The organism is Saccharopolyspora soli (genome assembly GCF_022678645.1).
Lineage (GTDB): Bacteria > Actinomycetota > Actinomycetes > Mycobacteriales > Pseudonocardiaceae > Saccharopolyspora > Saccharopolyspora soli.
The window spans coordinates 15,967-38,697 of sequence record NZ_JALBWV010000050.1 but is presented as its reverse complement, the minus strand read 5'-3'; the positions used below and the strand labels follow the sequence as shown (position 1 = coordinate 38,697).

The following is a 22,731-nucleotide window of genomic DNA, read 5'->3' as shown; positions in this document are numbered from 1 at the left end:
CGATCATGGGTGCTGGATCGAGAGTGAGGAGAGGGGCCATGCGGATTCGCGTGCTCGCTGCGGTGGTGTCGGCGCTCGCCGTGTTGTCGGGTTGCGCGCCGGGTTCGCCGACCGAGCCGAATGCGGTGCCGCCGCAGAACCGGCCCGCGCCGACCGCGCCCGCGCCCCCGAGCCCGGCCCCGCCGGTCGGGAACTCGGTCGAGCTCGACACCTCGCCGACCTTGGCGCAGATCAAGCAGCGGCGGCTGCTCCTGGTCGGGGTGCGTGCGGACGAGCCGCAGTTCATCACCCGCGACCCGGCTGGTGAGTACCAGGGTTTCGATGTCGAGATCGCCCGAGACCTGGCCAAGCGCATCGGCCTCGACCCGATGAACCAGGTGCAGTTCCGGCGGCTGCCGCCGACGCTGCTGCGGGACGCGGTGACTGCGGGCAACGTGGACGTCCTGCTCGGCGGCACGGCTGACACGCCGCAGGTGGCCGCGGTCGGGCCCTACGTGGTGACCGACAGCGAACGCTTCCTGGTGATCAGGTCGGACGATCGGATGCTGGCCCAGGAGCTGCAACGAATGCTGGACGCCGCGGTCGCCGACGGCTCGTGGCAGCGCGCCTACGACGCAACCCTGGGAGCAGCCGGAGTCAAGGCCACCCCGAGGTAGAGCCAGGCGCGAAATCGCCAGAGGCTCGGCGCAGCACGCCGCTTCAGCGCGCTGCGAGCCCTTCGGCGATGGGCTCCCACACCTGGCCTGTGCTGTCGATTGGCGGGGTCGGCGGCGCTAGCGGTCTTCCCGCCTGGTGTTGGCGAGGCTTTGCAGACCGTCGAGCTGCCACTCCAGTTGTTGCTCGAAGGTCACCACTTCGGCCAGGCAGTCCGGCTCGTTGACCCACCGGATGTAGTGCGGGTACTTGCCTTCCGCAGTGATCCTCGCCAGGTAGGGCCGCGCCGCTGCGGCCATCTCGTCCTCGGACGAGATGCCGGTCCGGGCCCGCATCGCGCGTTCCTCCAACAGTGCGAGCCCGGAGCCCAGCACTTGTCCGAGCACCGTGTTGATGAAACCGATGCGGGTTGCGGCGTCCAGGCCCAGTTCGTCAACTGCGGCCAGGGCGGCGTCGTAGAGGCGCAGCGCGTGCGGTCCCAGCGGTGGTCGGCTGAACGCCAAGCGCGCGAACCATGGGTGCCGTTGCACGGCTTCCCAGGCCGAGACTCCCATTTCTCGCAGGCAGGTTCGCCAGTCACCGGGCGGCGGCACGGTGATCTCGCGGTAGATCTCGTCGACCATGAGATCCGTCAACCCGTCCTTGCTGCCGACGTAGCGGTACAGGGCCATCGGGCTGCGCGAACCGAGACGGCTCGCAATCGCCCGCATCGTGACCTCGCCGCGCACGCTCTCGTCGGCGAGCGCTATCGCGGCGGCAACGACCCGTTCCCGGCTGAGCTGTTCGGTGGCCGGTGGGGGCGGTGGCTCGTCGAACCAGACCAGGCCGCCCGGACGTTTCGCGGAAGTCATTTGCTCCGGATCCTAGCTTGCGTGTACAACGTACACCATGGATGTACAACGTACACGAGACGTGTTGGTCGTCGGCGGCGGACTCATCGGGCTGACGACAGCCCTGGTGCTGCGCCACCACGGTGTCGACGTGACGCTCGTCGAGAAGCGGGCGACGACCTCGCCGCAGCCCAAGGCGCGCCGCTTCAACATGCGGAGCTTGGAGGTGTTCCGCGAGATCGGCCTGGCCGCGACCGTCCACGAAGCAGCGCGCGATCTCGCCCAACACGACCACATGGCCACCGGGCGCACACTCGCGGAGGCCGAGCAGTTGCCGCTGTGGCGGCCGCCCGGTTCGGGCGCATCGATGGAGGTCAGTCCGGAGTTGCCCTGTTTGGTGGCACAGGACGTGCTTGAACCGGTGCTGCGCGCGGCAGCCGAGGGCGCGGGAGTGGACGTGCGGTTCAACACCCCGCTCAGATCGTTCACGCAGGATGCCGATGGTGTGGTCGCCGAGCTGGATGGCGCAAGGCTGCGGGCGGCATACCTCGTCGGGGCCGACGGCGCGCACAGCACCGTGCGCACAGCGCTCGGCATCAGCCGATCCGGGCGCGGTGCCATCGGCGAACCCAATGTGAACGTCTACTTCCGCGCGGACCTCGCGGATGTGGTTCGCGGGCGGGAGTTCAACATCTGCCAGCTCGACCACCCGGAAGCACCCGGCGCGCTGGTCTCAGTGGACGGTCGGACGCGGTGGGTGTTCATGGCGCCGGGCGACGAGGTCGATCGCGACTGGTCGACACTGCTGCGAATCGCGCTCGGTGTGCCCGCCCCGGACCTGGAGATCTTGAGCGCGCTGGCCTGGCAACCGGAGATGCGCGTCGCCGACCGCTACTCGCAAGGACGGGTGCATCTGGCCGGAGATGCCGCGCACGTCATGCCGCCGTTCGCCGCGAGCGGTGCCAACACCGGCATCGTCGACGCGCACAACCTCGGCTGGAAGCTCGCCGCGGTGCTGTCCGGAGCCGCCACGCCCGAGCTGCTGGACAGCTACGACACCGAACGCCGCCCGGCGGGTTGGTTCGCGGCCGACCAGTCGAGCAGGCGCTCGCGGGACCTGGCAGCCGCACCCGATCCGACGTTGGCGCACCCGTTCGTGCTGGCCGCAGGCGGATTCCAGTACCCGGCCGGAGCTTTCGTCGGCGGACCAGCAGAGGGCGGGGAAGTCGAGCCGGTCACCGAATTCGCACCGGCCGGACGCGTCGGCACCCGAATCCCGCACCGCTGGCTGGACGCCGACCGCACATCGTCCACGGTGGATATCGGCGGCCCCGGTTGGGCGCTCGCGGTGGCCGACGATCCGCGGCGCTGGCAGGACAACGGCCTCCCGGTCCACCGGCTCGACGTCGACTTCCTGCGGGCCGGGGAAGGACTCCTGCTCCGCCCCGACGATGTGGTGGCCTGGCGCGGCACCGATCCCAGCGCACCGGCCGCCGTCCAGGAGAAGCTCCTGCACCCCTGATCCCGCGGAAGAATGCCGAGTGGTGCAGCGCCCTTCGCCGGTGTGGCCACCGCGCTGTCGGTGTGAGCCTGCATGCTCTCCGCGAAAAGCACGTGCCGACTCGTCGGCGGGTGAGCAGACTCGGAATGTCAACCCCGTGCTCGACGGCGGGCCGCGCCCGCGGTCGAGCCGACCCAACTGCGAGGTGCGCTCCACCATGATCGACTCCGCGAGTACCGCGACTGCGGACTCGGACCGCGACACCACACCACCGCAAGCCCCCGTGCTGATCGGTGTGCTGGTCGCCTCGGCCTTCGTGATGATCCTCAACGAGACGATCCTGAGCGTGGCACTTCGCGATCTCACCGTCGACCTCGGCGTCTCGACGGCGACCGTGCAATGGCTCACCAGCGGTTTCCTGTTGACGATGGCAGTGGTCATCCCCATCACGGGCTTCCTGCTCGAACGCTTCACCCCGCGCCAGGTCTTCCTCGCCTCGTTGACGCTGTTCAGCGCGGGAACGCTGATCAGCGCGCTCGCCCCGGGCTTCGTGGTGCTGCTGGCGGGGCGGGTGGTGCAGGCGTGCGGCACCGCAGTCATGATTCCGCTGCTGATGACCTCGGTGATGCGCCTCGTGCCGCCCGAGAAGCGCGGCGCGACGATGGGCACGATCACCATCGTCATCGCCGTCGCTCCCGCCGTGGGCCCGACGATCGGCGGCGCGGTGTTGGCCTTCCTGGGCTGGCGCTGGATGTTCTGGATCGTGCTGCCGCTGGCGGTTCTCGCGCTGGCGATCGGGGCGGTCCTGATGCGGTTGGCCAGCGACACGCGGTCGGTGCCGCTGGACCTGGTCTCGGTGCCGCTGTCGGCTGTCGGGTTCGGCGGCGTCCTCTACGGCCTGTCAGCCATCGGGGAGTCCGGCGGGCAGCACCAGGTGGCACCGTGGGTCCCGATCGTGATCGGGGTCGCGTCCCTTGGTGCGTTCGTGGCGCGCCAACTCCGCTTGCAGCGCTACGACCGCGCGCTGCTCGACCTGCGCCCGTTCACCTACCGCGACTTCATCGTCGCCCTGGTCTTGGGCGCCTTGCTGTTCATGTGCCTGATGGGTGCCGGGGCGATCCTGCTGCCGCTGTACCTCCAAACCGTCCTGCACGCCAGCACCTTCGTCACCGGGTTGGCCGTGCTACCCGGCGGATTGGTGCTCGGACTGCTCGGGCGGCCGGTGGGACGGCTGTACGACCGCTTCGGCGCCCGCCCGCTGGTGATCCCCGGCGCACTGGCCATGGCGGTTTCGCTGTGGCTGTTCGCCGCCCTCGGACCGGGATCGCCGCTGGCCGTGGTGATCGGCGTCCACGTCCTGCTCATGGCCGGGCTCGGTCTCATGATGACCCCGCTGATGACCGAGTCTCTCAGTGCGCTGCCCAACCACCTCTACTCCCACGGGAGCGCGGTCCTGGCCACCCTCCAGCAGGTCGCGGGTGCGTTCGGTATCGCCGTCTTCGTCACCGTCGCCTCCCTTGCTGCCGCCGACCCGTCCGGCGCCCCCGACAGCGCGGGTCTGCGCACCGCGTTCGTGGTCGCCGGTGGTATCGGCTTACTCGCGTTCATCGCATCGCTGTTCGTCAGCAGGCGTTCGAAGCCCGCGGCACTGCTGTCCGCCGAGGTCGATGTGCGTTGACCCAGTCGCAGGTCACGGCCCGGTCCCGGTATTGCTGGGACCGGGCCGCGTGCTGTTGCTCGGCTGATCGGCGTTCGTAGTCCGCAGCGAGCCGGTTGCTGAACGCGCCCCTAGTCGCCTGCTGCCGCGCCTGTTCGTTGGAGTTCGACCGTCGCGAGCTTGCCCTTGCGGGCGCGGCTGAGGCGGCGCTCGGTGTAGATGGCCAGCCTGCCCAGCGCGTAGTTGATCAAGATGAACAGCACCGCGACCACGAAGTAGGTCTGGATCGGGTTGTTCAGGTTCTGGATGATCACCTGCGCCTGCCGCACCACGTCCACGTACGCCACGATGAAGCCCAGCGAGGTGTCCTTCAAGATCACCACCAGTTGGCTGATCAACGCGGGCAGCATGGCCCGGAACGCCTGCGGCAGCAGCACCGACGCCATCACCTGGCTGCGCCGCAGCCCGATGGCGTAGGCGGCCTCGCTCTGCCCCTTGGGCAACGCCAGGATCCCGGCCCGCACGACCTCGGCGATGATCACCGAGTTGTACGCGGTCAGGCCGATGACGAGGAACCACAGCGGGGACAGCTCAAGTCCGAGCGAGGGCAGCACGCGGAAGGCGTAGAAGACCGCGATGACCACCGGGACGCCGCGCAGCAGCTCGACGACGCCGACCACGCCCCAGCGGTACCAAGGCGCGCTCACGATCCGGGTCATGGCCAGCAACGTCCCGATGACCAGGGAGAACACCATGGCCAGCACCGCCGCGGTGAGCGTGCCGACCAGCCCTTCGCCCAGCAGGTTCCACACCGGCCCGAAGGTGTCGTTGGTCGGGTCGAGCAGCGGGGCCCACTTCTCGGCGGTCAGCTGGCCCTGCGCGCCCAAAACCACCAGCACCCAGGCGACAACCGCGAGCAGCAAGGCGCCCACGACCAGGCTGGACAGCAGCGAACGACGCTTCGCCACCGGGCCGGGCGCCTCGTAGAGCACCGAGTTCGTCATCGGGCGATCGCCACCTTCCGCTCGACCACGCTGAGCAGCAGCCCGGCTGGGATGGTGATCACCAGGTAACCGAGGACCACGCCGGTCAGCACCGGCAACGCGGACAGCCCGCGCGCCGAGGTGAGGGTGTCGCCGACCGCGAACAGGTCACCGCCGACGCCGAAGGCGCCGACGATCGCGGAGTTCTTGATCATCGCGATGATCACGTTGCCCAGCGGCGGGACGACGGTGCGCACCGCCTGCGGCAGCACGATCAGCGACAGCGACTGGCCGAAGGTGAGTCCGACGGCCCGCGCGGCCTCGGCCTGCCCTGACGGCACCGCGTTGATGCCGCTGCGGATCGCCTCGCACACGAACGCCGAGGTGTACAGCGCCAAACCGATGGTGCCGAACCAGAAGTACGAGCCGTTGATGCCCAGCTCGGGCAGCCCGAAGGCCATGAAGAACAGCACCACGGTCAGCGGGCAGTTGCGCAGCACGTTGACCCAGCTGGTCCCGGTGGCGCGCAGCGGTGGCAGCGGGGATACCCGGAAACCGGCCGCGATGGTCCCGATGACCAGCGCGAGCACCCCGGCGTACAGGCAGATGCTCAGCGTCCGCACGAGTCCGCTGAGGTACAGCGGAAGGTTGTCGATGATGACTTGCACGATTCACTCCGGCCAAGCGATGAGGGTGCCGTCCTGCGCGGTCGGCACCCTCTCCGTACCTGTCTTTGGTCTTGCTTTGAAGCGGCGCCAGCCGCTTAGCCCGCGTACGCCACTCAAAACGAGTTCAGATACAGGTCCTTCTCTCGCGATCGGTCAGCTGCAGGTGTCCAGCTGCGGTAGTGGTGGGGTCTGCGGGGCGACCTTGCCCGCCGTCGACTGCCACGCCTTCGCGTAGGAACCGTCCTGGCTGGCCTGGGTGAGCGTCTGGTCGATGAACTCGCAGAACTTCACGTCACCCTTCTTGATGCCGATGCCGTACGGCTCCTGGGTGAAGGGCTTGTCCACCATCTTGAACTGGCCACCGCTCTGATCCACCAGCCCCAGCAGGATCACGTTGTCGGTGGTCACCGCTTGCACCTGGCCGGTGCGCAGCGCGTCGGCGCACTTCGAATACACGTCGAAGAGCACCAGGTTGGCCTCGTCGACGTACTCCTTGATCTTCTCGGCCGGGGTGGAGCCGGTCACCGAGCACACCTTCGCACCGGTCGGCCGCAACGACTCCGGCCCGGTGATCTGGGTGTTGTCGGACTTGACCATGATGTCCTGACCGGCCTGGTAGTACGGTCCGGCGAAGCTGATCCGCTGCTTGCGGGCGTCGTTGATGGTGTAGGTGGCCACCACCATGTCCACCCGGTTCTGCTCGATCACCTCTTCGCGGGTCTTGCTGGGCGCCTCGACCCATTCGATCCGCTCCGGTGCGATGCCGAGCTTGCCCGCAATGATCTTGGCGATCTCCACGTCGAAGCCCTGCGGCTTGCCGTCCAGGCCCTTCAGCCCGAACAGCGGCTGGTCGAACTTGGTACCGATGCGGATGGTGCCCGCTTGTTTGAGGTTGGCCATCGTGGTGCCCGGCTCGAACTGCGCGTTCTGGTCGACCTGCACCTCGTTGCCACCACCGCTCAGCTGGTTGCCCCCGCCACCGCCGCAGGCGGTCAGTGCCAGTGCCAGCGTCGCCGTCAGCACCGTGACCAACCGGATCCCCTTGCCTTGCATCTCGCTTTGCCCCTCTCTTAAGTGGGTCCTTAGTGGGTGAGGATCTTGCCGAGGAAGTCCTTGGCGCGGTCGCTGCTCGGCGCGCTGAAGAACTTCTCCGGCGCGGCGTCCTCGACCACCTCGCCGTCTGACATGAAGAGCACGCGGTGCGCAGCACGGCGCGCGAAGCCCATCTCGTGGGTCACCACCAGCATGGTCATGCCTTCGGCCGCGAGGTCGGTCATGACCTCCAGGACCTCGTTGACCATCTCCGGGTCCAGCGCCGAGGTCGGCTCGTCGAAGAGCATCACCTTCGGCTTCATCGCGAGCGCGCGGGCGATGGCGGCCCGCTGCTGCTGGCCGCCGGAGAGCTGCGCCGGGTACTTCTCGGCTTGGTCGGTGATGCCGACCCGCTCCAGCAGCCGCATCGCGTCCTCGCGGGCGGCGTCCCGGCTCTGCTTGCGGACCTTGATCGGGCCCAGCGTCACGTTCTCCAGGATCGTCTTGTGCGCGAACAGGTTGAACTGCTGGAACACCATGCCGACATCGGCGCGCAGTTCGGCCAGCGCACGTCCCTCGGCGGGCAGCGGCACCCCGTCGATTTCGATCCGGCCGGAGTTGATCGGCTCCAGGCGGTTGATCGCGCGGCACAGCGTCGACTTGCCGGAACCCGACGGCCCGAGCACCACGACCACCTGGCCCTTGGGCACTTCGAGATCGATCGCCCGCAGCACGTGCAATGAGCCGAAATACTTGTCGACCGCGGACATCCTGATCATCGGGACGTCCGTGGAAGCTGCGGCCATTCGTTCTCCCCTGAACGCCTCAATTTGTATTCGTTGGCCGAAACCTAAGCCCCCGATGGGGGATAGTCCAGACGCAACAGACGAACACATGTTGCAAGTGGGTTACGCACCGGAGTCAACAACCCGGCTGGTGCCGATCTTTCCGCGCTGCGGAACCACCTCGCAACCGCTGCCCGTCCAGGCGGGTGAATCCGGGATCTGACCAGGAGCTACCGTGGAACGGTGCGCACCAGGACCTACGAGATCCGAACCTTCGGCTGCCAGATGAACGTGCACGACTCCGAGCGGCTCGCGGGCATGCTGGAGGACGCCGGGTACGTGCGCGCCGACTCCGACACCGCCGATGTGGTCGTGTTCAACACCTGCGCGGTCCGGGAGAACGCCGACAACCGCCTCTACGGCACCCTCGGTCACATGCGTCCGGCCAAGGACCAGAACCCGAACATGCAGATCGCGGTCGGCGGCTGCCTGGCCCAGAAGGACCGCGACACCATCGTCAAGCGGGCCCCGTGGGTGGATGTCGTGTTCGGCACCCACAACCTCGGCTCGCTGCCCACGCTGCTGGAGCGCGCCCGGCACAACCACGAGGCCGAGGTCGAGATCCTCGAATCGCTGGACGTCTTCCCGTCCACGCTGCCCGCGCGCCGCGAGTCGGCCTACTCCGGCTGGGTGTCGGTTTCGGTCGGCTGCAACAACACCTGCACGTTCTGCATCGTGCCTGCGCTGCGCGGCAAGGAGAAGGACCGCCGACCGGGCGAGATCCTCGCCGAGGTGCAGGCGCTGGTCTCCGAAGGTGTCCTCGAAGTGACGTTGTTGGGGCAGAACGTCAACGCCTACGGCGTCGAGTTCGGCGACCGCTTCGCGTTCGGCAAGCTGCTGCGCTCCTGCGGCGAGATCGACGGCCTGGAACGGGTCCGCTTCACCTCGCCGCACCCGCGTGACTTCACCGACGACGTGATCGAGGCGATGGCCACGACGCCGAACGTGTGCCCGCAGCTGCACATGCCGCTGCAGTCAGGATCGGACCGGATCCTCAAGGCGATGCGCCGCTCCTACCGCAGCGAGCGGTATCTGAACATCCTTCGCAAGGTGCGCGAGGAGATGCCGACGGCGGCCATCACCACCGACATCATCGTCGGGTTCCCCGGCGAGACCGAGGCGGACTTCGAGGCGACGCTGGACGTGGTGCGGCAGGCCCGGTTCTCCAGCGCGTTCACCTTCCAGTACTCCAAGCGGCCCGGCACCCCCGCCGCGGAATTGCCCGACCAGTTGCCCAAGGAAGTCGTGCAGCAGCGCTACGACCGGCTGGTCGCGCTGCAGAACGAGATCTCCTGGGAGGAGAACAAGACGCTCGTCGGCCGCCCGGTGGAGCTGCTGGTAGCCGAGGGCGAAGGGCGCAAGGACGCGGCGACCCACCGGCTGTCCGGTCGGGCCCGCGACGGACGGCTGGTGCACTTCACCCCGACCGGCGCGATCAACGGCGAAATCCGGCCCGGCGACATCGTGCACACCACGGTCACCCGCGCCGCGCCGCACCACCTGGTCGCCGACACCGACGTCAGCGACCACCGCCGCACTACCGCGGGTGACCACTGGGAGGCGGGCGTGCGGCCCAAGACCTCCGGCGTCAGCCTTGGACTGCCCTCGTTCGGGAGTCCTCCGGTGCAGCCCGTCGCGCAGCAGGGATGTGCGTGTTGAGCGGCGCGGAGGAACCCGACGAGATGTCGCGCCGCGAGCTGGCCAGAACCGAGCGGGAGGTTCTGCGCCGGATCGATCCGGGTTCGCGCGCATTGGTGATCGCCTCGGTGATCCTGGTGCTCGTGCTGTGCTCGGTGCTGCCGTGGGTCGACGGCGTGGTGGGCTGGCAAGTGCTCACCGGGGAGGCCGATCCGCAGTTGAACATCGGCCTGCTGCCACGACTGTTCGCGATCAACTCGACGATCGTCGGCATCGGCCTCGGTGCCCTGGCCCTGATCACCCGACGCTGGGTGATCGCGCTGCTGGCCGGGCTGGCGGGTGTGGTGGTGTCCTTCGAAGGCATGATCGCGATCTGGTCGCGGCAGACCAGCGGAAACGCGGGCCCGTCGATCGGCCTGGTGCTCGCGGTCGTCTGCATGATCGTGCTGGCCGTGCAGTGGATGCGGATCGTCTGGTCCCGCACCTGAGCTTTCCCTGGCACTACCGACCGTTCCTGGACCGCTGCCCAGAACGCACCGCCATCGCGCGTGCCGAACCCGGCGGGTCCTCGTGCACTGCAGCGCGGGCCACGCTCGACGCCGAGGAGTACTTGCGTTCCGGCGGCTGCACCGACGGCGATCTCACCGCCCTGCGGACAGGCTGCTCGTACTGCTGAGCTGATGCGCTCGACGTCGAGCTAGCGGCTGGCGATGGCCTGTTCCGCAGCGGCCAGCCACTCCCGCCACTGCGCGGCCTGGTCCTCGGCCTGCTTCGCGCGGCGATCGTCACCGGCCGCGCGCGCCTTCTCGGCCTGCGCCTCGAACTGCTCCACCCGGTCGCGGAACTGGTCGACCCTGGCCTGCGCCTCCGGATCGGTGCGCCGCCACTGCGCGTCGGCGGCGGACCGCACCCGGTCGGCCACCGCGCGCAACCTGCCCTCCAACTCGCGCATCCGCTCCCGCGGCACCTTGCCGATCTCGTCCCACCGCTCCTGGATGCGCTGCAGCTGGGCCTGCGCGGCCTTGAGGTCGGCGGACGGATCGATCTGGTCGGCCTCGGCGAGCAGCTCCTCCTTCAGCTTCGCGTTCTCCGCGAACTCGGCGTCACGCTCGGAGAACGCCTCGGAGCGGCGGCTGAAGAACCGGTCCTGCGCGCTGCGGAAGCGCTGCCACAGCGCCTCGTCGCTGTCCTTCGGCGCGCGACCGGCGGCCTTCCACTCCGCCATCAGCTGCTTGTAGCGGTTCGCCGTTTCGCCCCAGTCATCGGACTCCGTCAGCGCCTCGGCTTCCTCGACCAACTCCTGCTTGCGGGCCTTGGACGCCGCGCGCTGCCGGTCGAGCTCGGCGAAGTGCGAACCCCGGCGGCGGCTGAAGGCGTCCCGCGCCTTGGAGAACCGGCGCCACAACACCTCGTCGGTCTTGCGGTCGACGCCGCGGATCTTCTTCCACTCGTCGAGGATCTCGCGCAGCCGATCGCCAGCGTTCTTCCAGTGCGTGGACTCGTTGGCGATCTGCTCGGCCTCGGCGACCAGCGCCTCCTTGCGCGCGACCGCGTCGGCCCGAGCACGTTCCTTCTCGTGCTTGGCGCCCTCGACGGCCTGCTCGGCCTGCGCCACCAAGTGCTCGATCCGGGCGCTCAACGCCGCCAAGTCGCCGATCACCGCGGCCTCGGCCAGCGACTCGTGCAGGTGTTTGGCGCTGCTCAGGGTGTGCTTCGGCTCGCCAGCGTGGGTGCTCAGCCGGGTCTCCAGCAGCTCGACCTCGGTCAGCAGGTCGTCGAACTTGCGGGCGTAGAGCGCCAACCCCTCGGCGGGATCACCGGCCTGCCAGGAGCCAATCGCCCGTTCGCCGTCGGCGGTGCGCACGTACACCATGCCGTCGGCGTCCACCCGACCCCACTTGGCGGGATCGGCGGAAGCAGTCGGTACTGCGGGCGCAACCGTGCGTGACCCAGCGGTGCTGGTGGTCGAGTCCTCGGCTGCCTTGTTGGCGACCGCCTCAGGGGTCGTGTCCTGGTGCGTCATGGCCGGCTTCCTCCTTGCGTGCCCGCTCCGATGCCCGTGTCCGGCACGGGCGCCCCGCATCGGCGGGGCCCAGCAAGCGTCGGCCCGAACCGTTCGGCGGTCCGGCCTCCGCTGGCGCATTCAAACAGGTCAGGGCGCGAATCGGTACTCCGTCGCGAAATCGACGCGCCGATGGGTCGGCGACCACCACCGCGCGGCGCCTGGAGCGAACGCGTGCCCTGCACGACTTCATTGTCATCAGGCAGCTGTTCGGGTGCAGCGGGCAGGGGTCGGCGACGCCCGCTCGCCATCTCCTGCCGCTGCTGGTTGCGGCTCCCTGCTCCAGACAACTCGCCCGTGACCTCTACCGTGCACAGGTGTGATCACCCGTGTCGCTGTGGTGCCGTACCCGCCGTTGCTGGTTCCCGCGTTGACCGTGCGTGCCGACGCGGAAACCGAACGTCTGCGGGGCGCCTGTCTGCGCGCCGTGTCCAGTCTGACTGACTCTGCCGCCGAATGGGTGGGCGTTGGCGTAGATCAATCGGGACCAGCGATGCTCGGACCTAACACTGCGGGCACTTTTGACGGATTCGGTGTCGACGTTCGGGTGACGCTCGGCGGTACGGTCGCGAGCCGTCCGGACCCGTTGCTGCCGTTGCCAGCGCTGATCACCGGTTGGTTGCGCGAGCAAGCAGGTGCGCGTGTGGCCACGGTGCACCTGTTGGCCCCGGACACCCCGACGGACGAATGCCAGCGGCTCGGCGCGACGTTGGCGGCCAAGGACGTGGGCCTGCTGGTGCTGGCGGACGGCACCAACCGCTCGGACGCGCGTTCGCCGTTCCCGCCCGACGCGCGGGCCAGGACGTTGGACGAACGGATCCGCACCGCGCTCGCCGACGCCGGCCTGGCCGGGCTGCGCGCCCTGGAACCGGAGTTGTCCGCGGAGCTCGGGGTCGCGGGCCGAGCCGCGCTGCAAGTGCTACCCGGCGTGGTGGCGGCCTCCGGCGGCACTTGGCGCGGCGAACTGCTGTACTCGGCCACGCCGTTCGGCGTCACCTACCACGTGGCCATCTGGACCAGAACGACCTGACCGCCGCTGCGGTGGGCCGATTTCGCGGAAACCGACGTCGGTTGAGCGCCGCGCGGCCGCCGCGAAGACAAGCTCTAAGGTCGAAGGGTGCCGTCCCTTTCGCATCTGGTGGCGATCGTCGGTCCCACCGCCACCGGCAAGTCGGACCTCGCCATCGAGCTCGCTGCGGAGTTCGACGGCGAAGTGATCAACGCCGACGCCATGCAGCTGTACCGCGGGATGGACATCGGCACGGCCAAGCTCTCCCCAGCGCATTGCCGCGGCATCCCGCACCACCTGCTCGACGTCCTCGACGTCACCGAAACCGCCTCCGTCGCGGTCTACCAGCAGCAGGCGCGCAGCGTCGTCGAGGACGTGCTCGCCCGTGGCCGAACCCCGGTCCTGGTCGGCGGCTCCGGGCTCTACGTGCAGGCGGTCGTGGACGACCTGACCTTCCCCGGCACCGATCCGCGGGTGCGGCACAAGTACGAACGGGAACTGGTGCAGGTCGGCCCGGCCGAACTGCACCGGCGACTGCGGGACCTCGACCCAGCGGCCGCGGAAGCGATCCTGACCAGCAACGGGCGCCGCATCGTCCGGGCGCTGGAGGTCATCGAGATCACCGGCCGACCGTTCTCGGCGAACCTGCCCAAGCCGGGACCACCTCGTTACGGCGCGGTGCTGATCGGCCTGGATCGCCCGGCCGAGGACCTCGATGACCGCGTCGACCGGCGGGTCACCCAGATGTTCGACGCCGGGCTGGTCGACGAGGTCCGGCGGCTGGCCGAGGAGGGACTCCGGCACGGCCGCACCGCCAGCCGGGCGCTGGGCTACCAGCAGGTGCTCGCCGAGCTCGACGGTGCGGGCGACATGGTGGCCGCCGCGGCCGAGACCGCGAAGCTCACCCGCCGCTTCGTCCGGCGGCAACGCTCCTGGTTCCGCCGCGACGCACGCATCCACTGGTTCGACGCCGCCGACCCCGACCTGGTGTCCAACGTTCGGGCGCTGCTGACTACGTAGACTGGCCCCGTGCATTCCTTCCAGGGGCCCGAGTTCGTCAAGGGCCACGGCACCCAGAACGACTTCGTCATCTTGCCCGACCCGGACGGCGCGCTGGCGCTCACCGACGAACGCGTGCAGGCGCTGTGCGATCGGCATCGCGGGCTGGGTGCGGACGGCGTGCTGCGGGTGATCCGCACGGGTGCGCTGGAGGATGCCCCGGCCGATGTGCCAGCGGACGTGTGGTTCATGGACTACCGCAACGCCGATGGTTCGATCGCCGAGATGTGCGGCAACGGCGTGCGGGTGTTCGCCCGCTACCTCGTCGACGCCGGGCTGGCGACATCCGGCGAGATGCTAATTGGAACTCGCGCGGGCGTTCGGGCGGTCCGGATCCACGACGACGGTCGGGTCACGGTCGACATGGGTCCCGCCAAGATCTTCGGCGAGTCGACCACCAGCGCCTCCGGCCAGTCCTTCGCCGGGATCGCCGTGGACGTCGGCAACCCGCACCTGGCTTGCGTGAGCGCCGTCGAACTCGGTGCGCTCGACCTGACGACCGCGCCGCCGCACGACCGCCACCTGTTCCCGAACGGCGTGAACGTCGAGTTCGTCCGGCCGCTCGAAGACGATCACGTGCAAATGCGCGTCCACGAACGCGGCGTCGGCGAAACCCGTTCCTGCGGTACCGGCACGGTCGCGGCCACGGTGGCCGCGCTGCATGCGGTCGGTGTGGACACCGGCCGCCGGGTGGTGCACATCCCAGGCGGCACCGTCGAGGTGGAGATCACCGCGACGAGTTCCACCCTGACCGGACCTGCCGTGCTCGTCGCCCGAGGCCACCTGGACCCGACCTGGTGGCAGCACCCGTAGCGGCCCAAAGCGCCGATCGGCGCCGCCGTGCCCGTCCTGATTCCGTTCCCGTGGCCTGGTGGAACTGGCGATTTAGCGCGAAATCGCCGCTTCCCACGTCGCCGGACTTCATTTGACGCCGCGAACGCGTCGCTTCCCGCTTCGTCTGGTGCACGTCATACCAGCGCAAACGGGGCATGGCGCGCGCGAGGCGTGAAATTCGGTCGCTGCGCGTGGGACAATGGGGTCGATATGAAAAATTCTTTGACCTCATCCGCCGAGCTCGACCGCGTCGCGGTCGATGCCGACGAATTCGAACCCATCCTCACTGCGGAACCGTCCACGGGCGAGATGGAACTCGCAGACCGCGCGTCGCTGCGGCGGATCGCCGGGCTGTCCACCGAGCTCGCGGACATCACCGAGGTCGAATACCGCCAGCTCCGCCTGGAGCGCGTGGTGTTGGTCGGGGTCTGGACCGACGGCGACGCGGCGCACGCCGACGCCTCGCTGGCCGAACTCGCACGGCTGGCCGAGACCGCTGGCTCGCAGGTGTTGGAAGGCATCATCCAGCGCCGCGACCGACCGGACCCCGGTACCTACGTGGGCTCCGGCAAGGTCCGCGAGCTGCGCGACATCGTCGTGGCCACCGGAGCCGACACCGTCATCTGCGACGGCGAGCTCTCGCCCGGCCAGCTGCGGCAGCTGGAGGAGAAGCTGAAGGTCAAGGTGGTCGACCGGACCGCCCTGATCTTGGACATCTTCGCCCAGCACGCCCGGTCGAAGGAGGGCAAGGCGCAAGTCGAGCTCGCTCAGCTGCAGTACTTCCTGCCGCGCCTGCGCGGTTGGGGTGAGGCGATGTCCCGGCAGGCCGGTGGCCGAGCTGGTGCGAACGGCGGCGTTGGTACCCGCGGTCCCGGTGAGACCAAGCTGGAGACCGACCGGCGTCGCATCCACAAGCGAATCAGCAAGCTCCGCAAAGACCTCGCCTCGATGCGCACGGTGCGCGGCACCAAGCGCGGCCGTCGGGAAGCCAACGAGGTCGCCGGGGTGGCCATCGCGGGCTACACCAACGCGGGCAAGTCCAGTCTGCTCAACGCGCTGACCGGTGCGGGAGTGCTGGTGGAGGACGCGCTGTTCGCCACCCTGGACCCGACCACCCGACGGGCGAGCACCCCGGAAGGCCGGACCTACACGCTCACCGACACGGTCGGTTTCGTCCGACACCTGCCGCACCAACTGGTCGAGGCGTTCCGCTCCACGTTGGAAGAGGTCACCGGCGCGGACCTGCTGGTGCACGTCGTGGACGGCTCCGAACCGGCACCGCACGAGCAGGTCGCCGCGGTGCGCGAGGTGCTCACCGAGATCGCCGCGGACCACAAGACGGCGATGCCGCCGGAACTGCTGGTGGTCAACAAGATCGACTCGGTGGACGCCACTCGCATAGCGGAACTGCGTCGGTTGTTGCCCGGTGCGGTGTTCGTCTCGGCGCACAGCGGCCAAGGCATCGAGGCGCTGCGCGAGGTGATCGCCGAACGGCTGCCGCGACCGGACGTCTTCGTCGACGCGCTGGTGCCCTACACCCGAGGCGAACTGGTCGCGCGAGTGCACGCCGAAGGCGAAGTGGTCGACGAGGAACACACCCCGGACGGCACCCGAGTACGCGCCAAGGTCCGATCCGACCTGGCCAGCGTGCTCCAGCCGTTCGCGGGAACCGGGTGAGCACCGCCGGTGCGGGCGGCGTGGCGGCGGCCGCGCTGCTGCTGACGGTGGCCTCGGGAACGGCCTCGGCGGCACCGAGGGCCGCTGCCCAGCAGTTGCCCGCACCGGTTGACCAGTGCCGCGTCGACGACGATCGACTCGCCGAGTTGTCCGGGCTCGCGTCGGACGGATCGGCCTGGTATGCGGTTGGCGACGGCGGCAGCTCGCTGCGGGTTTTCGTCCTCGATCCGGCCGACTGCTCGGTCCGCGACGTCCGGACGGCGTCGAACAACCCGTACGACATCGAGGACCTTGCGTTGGGGCACGACGGCTCGTTGTGGCTCGCCGACATCGGGGACAACAGTCAACGGCGCGAAGACGTCGCACTGCACGTGATGCCCCCCGGTGGCGGCGCGAGGCTGTACCGCCTCTCCTACCCGGACGGCCCGCACGATGCCGAGGCACTGCTGCTCGATCGGGCCGGTGTTCCGCACATCGTCACGAAGGAGCCGCTGGGCTTGGCGGGCATTTACCGCCCCAGCGGGGCACTCGCGGCCGACCGCACCGTGCCGTTGGAGAAGGTCGGCTCGATCGCGCTGCGCTCCACCCGAACTCCGGGCGGCCCGATGAGCGGCGTGCTGGGTTCGGTCCTGGTGACCGGCGGATCGGTGAGCCAGGACGGCACGGTCGTCGCCATCCGCACCTACACCGACGCGTACCTGTACAACGCCCCCGATGGCGACCTGGTCGCAGCATTCCAGCGGGAACCGCTGCGCATCCCGCTGCCGAACGAGCAGCAGGGCGAGGCCATCGCGTGGGAACCGGACGGCGCCCTGTTGTCCGCATCCGAAGGCAACCAGCCGGTCCGCCGGATTTCCGGCGCGGCGGCAGCGGCCGCGGGAACGACTGGTGCGCCGAACGAAGGCACCGGATCGGCTCCGCCACCGGGTGGTGAAGCCGACCAGGCGCAACCGCAGACCGAGCAGACCGGGATGTCCACCGGGCAAGCGCTGCTGCTCGCCGCTGCGCTGGCCGGATTGCTCGTCTTCCTCGCCGGTCGGTTCCGCCGCCGAACCCACTAGCGATTGCTTCGGGAGTGGGGACCGCTTGCCCGACTCGGGTTCGGAGCCGGTCCCCGCACCGTCAGAGACGTCGCAGCACTGCGACGACCTTGCCCAAGATCGCGGCGTCGTCACCGAGGATGGGCTCGTAGGCCGAGTTGTGCGGCAGCAGCCAGACGTGCTCGTCGGTTCGCTTGAAGGTCTTCACCGTCGCTTCGCCGTCGATCATGGCCGCCACGACGTCGCCGTTGTCCGCGTCGGGCTGCTGGCGCACCGCCACCCAGTCACCGTCGGTGATGGCGAGATCGACCATCGAGTCGCCTACCACCTTCAGCAAGAAGAGCGTGCCGTCGCCGACGATCTCCTTCGGCAGCGGGAAGACATCTTCGATCGATTCCTCGGCCAGGATCGGGCCACCAGCCGCGATGCGACCCACCACCGGCACGTATGCCGGTTTGGTCTGCCCAGCCAGTTCCGCGGTGTCCGGCTCGCCGCCGACCAGCACGCCGACGGTGCGTGGTCGGTGCGGGTCCCGCCGCAGGTAACCCTTCCGCTCCAGCACGCGGAGCTGGTAGGCCACCGACGAGGTCGAGGTGAGTCCGACGGCATCACCGATCTCCCGGACGCTGGGTGGATAGCCGTGTTCCCGCATCCACTTCCGAATGGCCTCCAGCACTCTGAGCTGGCGGTCGCTGAGTTCTTCGGCCCCGCTGGCCTGTTCGGGCAGGGTGTGCACATCGGCCTCGGAGTCGTCCTTGACGTCCATCACACGGCCCTTGATCGAGCCGGTCGCATTCCTCGCCACCGCTGCCTCCTGTCCGTCTGAACTGCGGTCTGGTCTGGTCGCGGGGGACTTCAGTCCGCCCGGTTTCCACAGTAGACGGGAGAAACGTAGAGATCAAACACCTGTTCGAGTTAATTTTCAGCCACGGGTCTCGCCTTGTGGTGTGGTCGTGGTACACAATCGCACGCAGGTTCGATCGAACATCCATTCGATCATGATTCGCGGTGCGGGAGGCATCATGACCACGTTCATCGATGCGGCGGGACTGGCACGTCCGGCCGAGCGGGAGGTCGCCGCGCGGCGACCGGTGGGCGATCCGGTCGCGATGCCCCGGCCGAGCGGGGGCATGCGGCGGACGTCCGGTCGCATCATCTCGCGCGGCTCGGGTGTGCGGGCGAGGCAGGCGGTCGCCGGATGCGGCCGGGCACGCCGGAGCGGCGAGTGGCTCTGGCTGACCTCGGTGGGGATCTTCACTTTCCTCATTGTCATGCTGGTGGGGCTGTTCGGGCTCGGCGATGCGCCGGTGTCGGGTGGTACGGCTGTGGTGGAAGTGCACGCGGGGGACACGCTCTGGGAGATCGCGGGCCGGGTGGCGCCGGACAGCGATCCGCGCGCCGTGGTTGCGCGGATCGTCGAGCTCAACGGGCTGGACAAGACCGCGGTGGAGGCTGGTCGGTTACTGCTGGTGCCCAGCGGCGCCTGATCGAGTGCTCGTTCGGTGGCGACCTGGGGGTTTCTGCCGTCGCCGTGAAGTCGGTGTCATTCGGTCGTGCCGCGCCGGTGTGTCGAGTTTGCGTAGCGGTGCGGTGCGGATTAGAGTCAACCACAACATCTAGTAGTTACGTCCGTGTATTTAGTCCACAGGTTGGGCTTTTAGGTGTTTGCGCACCCACGGAGCGTGAGTCGGTCGTTGGCTGCCTGCGGGCCAGTCGCGACAAAACTGGGGAAGGGGGGTGAGGGCCGGTGCGGTGCCCGTTCTGCCGCGGCGAGGACTCCCGGGTCGTCGACTCGCGCGAGGTCGAGGAAGGCCAGGCGATCCGGCGCAGGCGGTCGTGCTCGACGTGCGGTCGGCGGTTCACGACCATCGAGGAACTGGTGCTTTCGGTGGTCAAGCGTTCCGGCGTCACCGAACCCTTCAGCCGCGAGAAGGTGGTCCGCGGCGTGCGCCGCGCCTGCCAGGGGCGGCCGGTCGAGGAGGACGCGCTGCAGCAGCTCGCGCACCAGGTCGAGGAGACGGTCCGGTCGCTCGGCGTGTCCGAGCTGCCCAGCCACGAGGTGGGGCTGGCGATCCTCGGGCCGCTGCGCGAGCTGGACGAGGTCGCCTACCTCCGCTTTGCGAGCGTATACCGGGCGTATTCCTCGGTGGAGGACTTCGAGAAGGAGATCGCCGACCTCCGCGCGGCGCGGCACGCCGCGCAGGCCGGTGCGGAGCAGAACGCGGAGGGCAGCCGTGAGTAAGTCGCGTCGGCGCGCGTCCCGCCGCGGCGCCGGAGGCACAAAACGTCAGCCGACGTCCCGGGGTGGGGCGCCGCTGAGGACAGGGTCACGACCGAACCGGACGGGGAGCCCGGACGGGGCCGACGAAGCACGACGAGCGAGCGACAAGGAAGAGGGTCAGGTCATGACAGAGACCGTCGGTAGCCCGGCCGGCGCATCGGGGGAGCCGGAAACAGATGCCCGCAAGGGCATCCGGGTGCAGCGCGTCTACACCACGGAGGGGGTGCACCCCTACGACGAGGTCAAGTGGGAGCGCCGCGATGTGGTGATGACCAACTGGCGGGACGGTTCGATCAATTTCGAACAGCGTGGGGTGGAGTTCCCCGACTTCTGGTCGCTGAACGCCGTCAACATCGTCACCAGCAAGTACTTCCGCGGCGCGGTCGGTACCGATGACCGCGAGAACAGCCTTCGGCAACTCATCGATCGCGTGGTGTCGACCTACGTCGCCGCGGGTGTCGAGCACGGCTACTTCAGCACCGACACCGACGCCGAGATCTTCGAGCACGAGCTGACCTGGATGCTGCTGCACCAGGTGTTCAGCTTCAACTCGCCGGTGTGGTTCAACGTCGGTACCAGCTCCAAGCAGCAGGTGTCGGCATGCTTCATCCTGTCCGTCGACGACACGATGGAGTCGATCCTCGACTGGTACAAGGAAGAGGGCCTGATCTTCAAGGGCGGATCCGGTGCCGGGTTGAACCTGTCCCGCATCCGTTCCTCGCGGGAGCTGCTGTCCTCCGGTGGCACCGCTTCCGGTCCGGTGTCGTTCATGCGCGGCGCGGACGCGTCCGCGGGCACCATCAAGTCCGGCGGCGCGACCCGTCGCGCGGCGAAGATGGTCGTGCTGGACGTCGACCACCCGGACGTCGAGGAGTTCATCGAGACCAAGGCGCGCGAGGAGCACAAGATCCGGGCGTTGCGCGACGCCGGTTTCGACATGGACCTCGGCGGTGCCGACAGCAATTCGGTGCAGTACCAGAACGCCAACAACTCGGTGCGCGTCTCCGACGAGTTCATGCGCGCGGTGGAAAGCGACGGCCGGTTCGGGCTGCGCGCCCGGATGTCCGGCGAGGTGCTGGACACGGTGCAGGCCAGGGACCTGTTCCGCAAGATGGCGAAGGCCGCCTGGGAGTGCGCGGATCCGGGCATCCAGTACGACGACACGATCAACGACTGGCACACCTCGCCGGAGACGGGTCGGATCACCGCGTCCAACCCGTGCTCGGAGTACATGCACCTGGACAACTCCAGCTGCAACCTGGCCTCGTTGAACCTGCTGAAGTTCCTGCGCGACGACCTGACCTTCGACGCCGAGCTGTTCGAGAAGGCCGTCGAGTTCGTCATCACCGCGATGGACATCTCGATCTGCTTCGCGGACTTCCCGACCGAGGCGATCGGTGACACCACCCGGAAGTTCCGGCAGTTGGGCATCGGCTACGCCAACCTGGGCGCGCTGCTGATGGCGACCGGCCACGCCTACGACTCCGACGGCGGCCGGGCGCTGGCGGCGGCGATCACCTCGCTGATGACCGGCACCGCCTACAAGCGGTCGGCGGAGCTGGCCGGGGTGGTCGGTCCGTACGACGGCTACGCCCGCAACGCCGAGGCCCACCAGCGCGTGATGCGCAAGCACGCGGCGGCCAACGACCTGGTCCGCACCTACCACCGAAACGACGCCGCAGTGCACAAGCTGGCGACGCGGGTGTGGCAGGACGGCCTGGAGATCGGTGCCCGCAACGGCTGGCGCAACGCGCAGGCGTCGGTGCTGGCCCCGACCGGGACCATCGGTCTGATGATGGACTGCGACACCACCGGGATCGAGCCGGATCTGGCGCTGGTCAAGTTCAAGAAGCTGGTCGGCGGCGGTTCCATGCAGATCGTCAACCAGACGGTGCCGCGGGCGCTGCAGGCGCTGGGTTACCAGGAAGAGCAGATCGAGGCGATCGTCGAGTACATCGCCGAGCACGGCCACGTGATCGACGCTCCTGGGCTGCGGCCGGAGCACTACGAGGTCTTCGACTGCGCGATGGGCGAGCGGTCGATCGCGCCGATGGGCCACGTTCGGATGATGGCCGCGGTGCAGCCGTTCATCTCCGGGGCCATCTCCAAGACGGTGAACATGCCGGAGGAGGCGACCGTCGAGGAGGTCGAGCAGCTCTACTTCGAAGGCTGGAAGCTGGGCTTGAAGGCGCTGGCGATCTACCGCGACAACTGCAAGGTCGGCCAGCCGTTGTCGGCGGGCAAGGGCGACAAGGGCGAGCAGGACAAGGCGGTCGAGAAGCAGATCGAGTACCGTCCGGTCCGCAAGCGGCTGCCGAAGAAGCGCCCGAGCCAGACGGTGTCGTTCACGGTGGGCGGTGCCGAGGGCTACCTGCACGCGGGTTCGTACCCGGACGACGGGCTGGGCGAGATCTTCGTCAAACTGGGCAAGCAGGGTTCGACGCTGGCCGGTGTCATGGACGCCTTCTCGATGTCGATCTCGGTGGGTCTGCAGTACGGCATCCCGCTGGAGTTCTACGTTTCGAAGTTCCAGAACCTGCGCTTCGAACCGGCCGGGATGACCGACGACCCGGACATCCGGATGGCCAGCAGCGTGCTGGACTACCTGTTCCGCCGACTCGCGCTGGACTACCTGCCCTACGAAAAGCGGGCCCAGCTGGGTGTTTTCACGGTCGATGAGCGGGAAGCACAGGTCAACGGCACCGAGGAGACGCCGAGCCAAGTCAGCGATGTCGATCTGGACACCATGCGCTCCACAGTGGACTACGCGAAGATCGAGGGCAAGGGCGATGAGCAGCGGGCGGGTAGCTCCACGGAGCTGTTGGAGCTGCGACTCGGCAAGGCCGCGGACGCGCCGCTGTGCATGACCTGCGGTACGAAGATGCGCCCGTCGGGCTCGTGCTACCTGTGCGAGGGCTGCGGCTCCACCTCGGGCTGCAGCTAACCGGCGGATCCACGATG

21 protein-coding genes are annotated in these 22,731 nt (G+C 68.7%); 14 read left to right on the top strand and 7 right to left on the bottom strand.

Features of this window, described 5'->3' with window-relative positions:
- Positions 1 to 38 precede the first annotated feature (38 nt).
- Positions 39 to 656, top strand: coding sequence for a transporter substrate-binding domain-containing protein (locus tag MOQ72_RS31045; RefSeq protein ID WP_242189304.1), 618 nt, complete (start codon positions 39 to 41; stop codon positions 654 to 656).
- A 117-nt stretch (positions 657 to 773) separates the two neighbouring features.
- On the opposite strand, the gene MOQ72_RS31040 is transcribed toward MOQ72_RS31045, so the two are convergent.
- Positions 774 to 1,505, bottom strand: coding sequence for a TetR/AcrR family transcriptional regulator C-terminal domain-containing protein (locus MOQ72_RS31040; protein WP_242189303.1), 732 nt, complete (start codon positions 1,503 to 1,505; stop codon positions 774 to 776).
- Between the two features lie 37 nt (positions 1,506 to 1,542).
- Between MOQ72_RS31040 and MOQ72_RS31035 the strand changes: the two genes are divergently transcribed.
- Together MOQ72_RS31035 and MOQ72_RS31030 are read left to right on the top strand one after the other, a co-directional pair.
- Positions 1,543 to 3,006: an FAD-dependent oxidoreductase gene (locus MOQ72_RS31035; protein WP_242189302.1), complete on the top strand. Its 1,464-nt coding sequence runs from the start codon at positions 1,543 to 1,545 to the stop codon at positions 3,004 to 3,006.
- 196 nt (positions 3,007 to 3,202) lie between these two features.
- The gene (locus tag MOQ72_RS31030; protein ID WP_242189301.1) at positions 3,203 to 4,663 is read left to right on the top strand and encodes a DHA2 family efflux MFS transporter permease subunit; all 1,461 of its coding nucleotides are present in this window, start codon (positions 3,203 to 3,205) and stop codon (positions 4,661 to 4,663) included.
- A gap of 110 nt (positions 4,664 to 4,773) precedes the next feature.
- Here the strand turns inward: MOQ72_RS31030 and MOQ72_RS31025 are convergent, their stop codons facing one another.
- From MOQ72_RS31025 to MOQ72_RS31010, 4 genes are all read right to left on the bottom strand, one after another.
- Positions 4,774 to 5,646 (bottom strand): amino acid ABC transporter permease, encoded by an 873-nt coding sequence (locus MOQ72_RS31025; RefSeq protein ID WP_242189300.1) that lies wholly within the window; start codon positions 5,644 to 5,646, stop codon positions 4,774 to 4,776.
- Positions 5,643 to 6,293: an amino acid ABC transporter permease gene (locus MOQ72_RS31020; protein ID WP_242189299.1), complete on the bottom strand. Its 651-nt coding sequence runs from the start codon at positions 6,291 to 6,293 to the stop codon at positions 5,643 to 5,645. Before MOQ72_RS31020 ends, MOQ72_RS31025 begins: the two co-directional genes overlap by 4 nt.
- A gap of 153 nt (positions 6,294 to 6,446) precedes the next feature.
- Complete coding sequence (locus MOQ72_RS31015) at positions 6,447 to 7,346, bottom strand: glutamate ABC transporter substrate-binding protein (RefSeq protein ID WP_242189298.1); 900 nt, start codon at positions 7,344 to 7,346, stop codon at positions 6,447 to 6,449.
- Between the two features lie 29 nt (positions 7,347 to 7,375).
- Positions 7,376 to 8,104, bottom strand: coding sequence for an amino acid ABC transporter ATP-binding protein (locus MOQ72_RS31010; protein WP_242189333.1), 729 nt, complete (start codon positions 8,102 to 8,104; stop codon positions 7,376 to 7,378).
- Positions 8,105 to 8,353: 249 nt separating this feature from the next.
- Here MOQ72_RS31010 and miaB point away from each other — a divergent pair, with 249 nt between their 5' ends.
- From miaB to MOQ72_RS30995, 3 genes are read left to right on the top strand one after another with little or no spacing between them, the layout of a single operon-like run.
- Positions 8,354 to 9,829 carry a tRNA (N6-isopentenyl adenosine(37)-C2)-methylthiotransferase MiaB gene (gene miaB, locus MOQ72_RS31005; RefSeq protein ID WP_308198000.1) on the top strand — a complete coding sequence of 492 codons (1,476 nt, stop codon included), beginning with the start codon at positions 8,354 to 8,356 and terminating at the stop codon, positions 9,827 to 9,829.
- Complete coding sequence (locus tag MOQ72_RS31000) at positions 9,826 to 10,296, top strand: Rv2732c family membrane protein (protein WP_242189297.1); 471 nt, start codon at positions 9,826 to 9,828, stop codon at positions 10,294 to 10,296. Before miaB ends, MOQ72_RS31000 begins: the two co-directional genes overlap by 4 nt.
- Complete coding sequence (locus MOQ72_RS30995) at positions 10,266 to 10,484, top strand: hypothetical protein (RefSeq protein ID WP_242189334.1); 219 nt, start codon at positions 10,266 to 10,268, stop codon at positions 10,482 to 10,484. The genes MOQ72_RS31000 and MOQ72_RS30995 overlap by 31 nt, the downstream gene beginning before the upstream one ends.
- A 21-nt stretch (positions 10,485 to 10,505) precedes the next feature.
- Here the strand turns inward: MOQ72_RS30995 and MOQ72_RS30990 are convergent, their stop codons facing one another.
- Positions 10,506 to 11,831 (bottom strand): DUF349 domain-containing protein, encoded by a 1,326-nt coding sequence (locus MOQ72_RS30990; RefSeq protein ID WP_242189296.1) that lies wholly within the window; start codon positions 11,829 to 11,831, stop codon positions 10,506 to 10,508.
- Between the two features lie 358 nt (positions 11,832 to 12,189).
- On the opposite strand from MOQ72_RS30990, the gene MOQ72_RS30985 reads away from it, so the two are divergent.
- The 5 genes from MOQ72_RS30985 (at position 12,190) to MOQ72_RS30965 (ending at position 17,510) form a co-directional block, all read left to right on the top strand.
- Positions 12,190 to 12,900, top strand: a complete 711-nt coding sequence (locus MOQ72_RS30985) for a class III extradiol ring-cleavage dioxygenase family protein (protein WP_242189295.1) — start codon at positions 12,190 to 12,192, stop codon at positions 12,898 to 12,900.
- An 87-nt stretch (positions 12,901 to 12,987) separates the two neighbouring features.
- Positions 12,988 to 13,899: a tRNA (adenosine(37)-N6)-dimethylallyltransferase MiaA gene (gene miaA, locus MOQ72_RS30980; protein WP_242189294.1), complete on the top strand. Its 912-nt coding sequence runs from the start codon at positions 12,988 to 12,990 to the stop codon at positions 13,897 to 13,899.
- Positions 13,900 to 13,908: 9 nt separating this feature from the next.
- Positions 13,909 to 14,751 (top strand): diaminopimelate epimerase, encoded by an 843-nt coding sequence (dapF, locus tag MOQ72_RS30975; RefSeq protein ID WP_242189293.1) that lies wholly within the window; start codon positions 13,909 to 13,911, stop codon positions 14,749 to 14,751.
- A 330-nt stretch (positions 14,752 to 15,081) separates the two neighbouring features.
- On the top strand, positions 15,082 to 16,449 hold the full coding sequence (hflX, locus tag MOQ72_RS30970; protein ID WP_242189331.1) for a GTPase HflX: 1,368 nt from the start codon (positions 15,082 to 15,084) through the stop codon (positions 16,447 to 16,449).
- Positions 16,446 to 17,510, top strand: coding sequence for an NHL repeat-containing protein (locus MOQ72_RS30965; protein WP_242189292.1), 1,065 nt, complete (start codon positions 16,446 to 16,448; stop codon positions 17,508 to 17,510). The genes hflX and MOQ72_RS30965 overlap by 4 nt, the downstream gene beginning before the upstream one ends.
- A gap of 61 nt (positions 17,511 to 17,571) precedes the next feature.
- Here MOQ72_RS30965 and lexA read toward each other — a convergent pair whose 3' ends face one another.
- Entirely contained in the window at positions 17,572 to 18,294 is a 723-nt protein-coding gene (lexA, locus tag MOQ72_RS30960) for a transcriptional repressor LexA (protein ID WP_242189291.1), read from the bottom strand.
- A 217-nt stretch (positions 18,295 to 18,511) separates the two neighbouring features.
- Between lexA and MOQ72_RS30955 the strand changes: the two genes are divergently transcribed.
- The 3 genes from MOQ72_RS30955 (at position 18,512) to MOQ72_RS30945 (ending at position 22,714) form a co-directional block, all read left to right on the top strand.
- Entirely contained in the window at positions 18,512 to 18,976 is a 465-nt protein-coding gene (locus MOQ72_RS30955) for a LysM peptidoglycan-binding domain-containing protein (protein WP_242189290.1), read from the top strand.
- A gap of 260 nt (positions 18,977 to 19,236) precedes the next feature.
- The gene (nrdR, locus tag MOQ72_RS30950) at positions 19,237 to 19,731 is read left to right on the top strand and encodes a transcriptional regulator NrdR (protein ID WP_242189289.1); all 495 of its coding nucleotides are present in this window, start codon (positions 19,237 to 19,239) and stop codon (positions 19,729 to 19,731) included.
- Between the two features lie 163 nt (positions 19,732 to 19,894).
- Positions 19,895 to 22,714, top strand: a complete 2,820-nt coding sequence (locus MOQ72_RS30945; protein ID WP_242189288.1) for a vitamin B12-dependent ribonucleotide reductase — start codon at positions 19,895 to 19,897, stop codon at positions 22,712 to 22,714.
- Positions 22,715 to 22,731: the final 17 nt, after the last annotated feature.

Bases quoted from the DNA above. Each gene is read 5' to 3' on its own strand.
- MOQ72_RS31025 (WP_242189300.1), bottom strand. From the start codon at position 5,646: ATGACGAACTCGGTGCTCTACGAGGCGCCCGGCCCGGTGGCGAAGCGT.
- MOQ72_RS31045 (WP_242189304.1), top strand. From the start codon at position 39: ATGCGGATTCGCGTGCTCGCTGCGGTGGTGTCGGCGCTCGCCGTGTTG.
- MOQ72_RS31040 (WP_242189303.1), bottom strand. From the start codon at position 1,505: ATGACTTCCGCGAAACGTCCGGGCGGCCTGGTCTGGTTCGACGAGCCA.
- MOQ72_RS30955 (WP_242189290.1), top strand. From the start codon at position 18,512: ATGACCACGTTCATCGATGCGGCGGGACTGGCACGTCCGGCCGAGCGG.
- MOQ72_RS31015 (WP_242189298.1), bottom strand. From the start codon at position 7,346: ATGCAAGGCAAGGGGATCCGGTTGGTCACGGTGCTGACGGCGACGCTG.
- MOQ72_RS31035 (WP_242189302.1), top strand. From the start codon at position 1,543: ATGGATGTACAACGTACACGAGACGTGTTGGTCGTCGGCGGCGGACTC.
- MOQ72_RS31010 (WP_242189333.1), bottom strand. From the start codon at position 8,104: ATGATCAGGATGTCCGCGGTCGACAAGTATTTCGGCTCATTGCACGTG.
- MOQ72_RS30990 (WP_242189296.1), bottom strand. From the start codon at position 11,831: ATGACGCACCAGGACACGACCCCTGAGGCGGTCGCCAACAAGGCAGCC.
- hflX (WP_242189331.1), top strand. From the start codon at position 15,082: ATGGAACTCGCAGACCGCGCGTCGCTGCGGCGGATCGCCGGGCTGTCC.
- MOQ72_RS30945 (WP_242189288.1), top strand. From the start codon at position 19,895: ATGACAGAGACCGTCGGTAGCCCGGCCGGCGCATCGGGGGAGCCGGAA.
- MOQ72_RS31030 (WP_242189301.1), top strand. From the start codon at position 3,203: ATGATCGACTCCGCGAGTACCGCGACTGCGGACTCGGACCGCGACACC.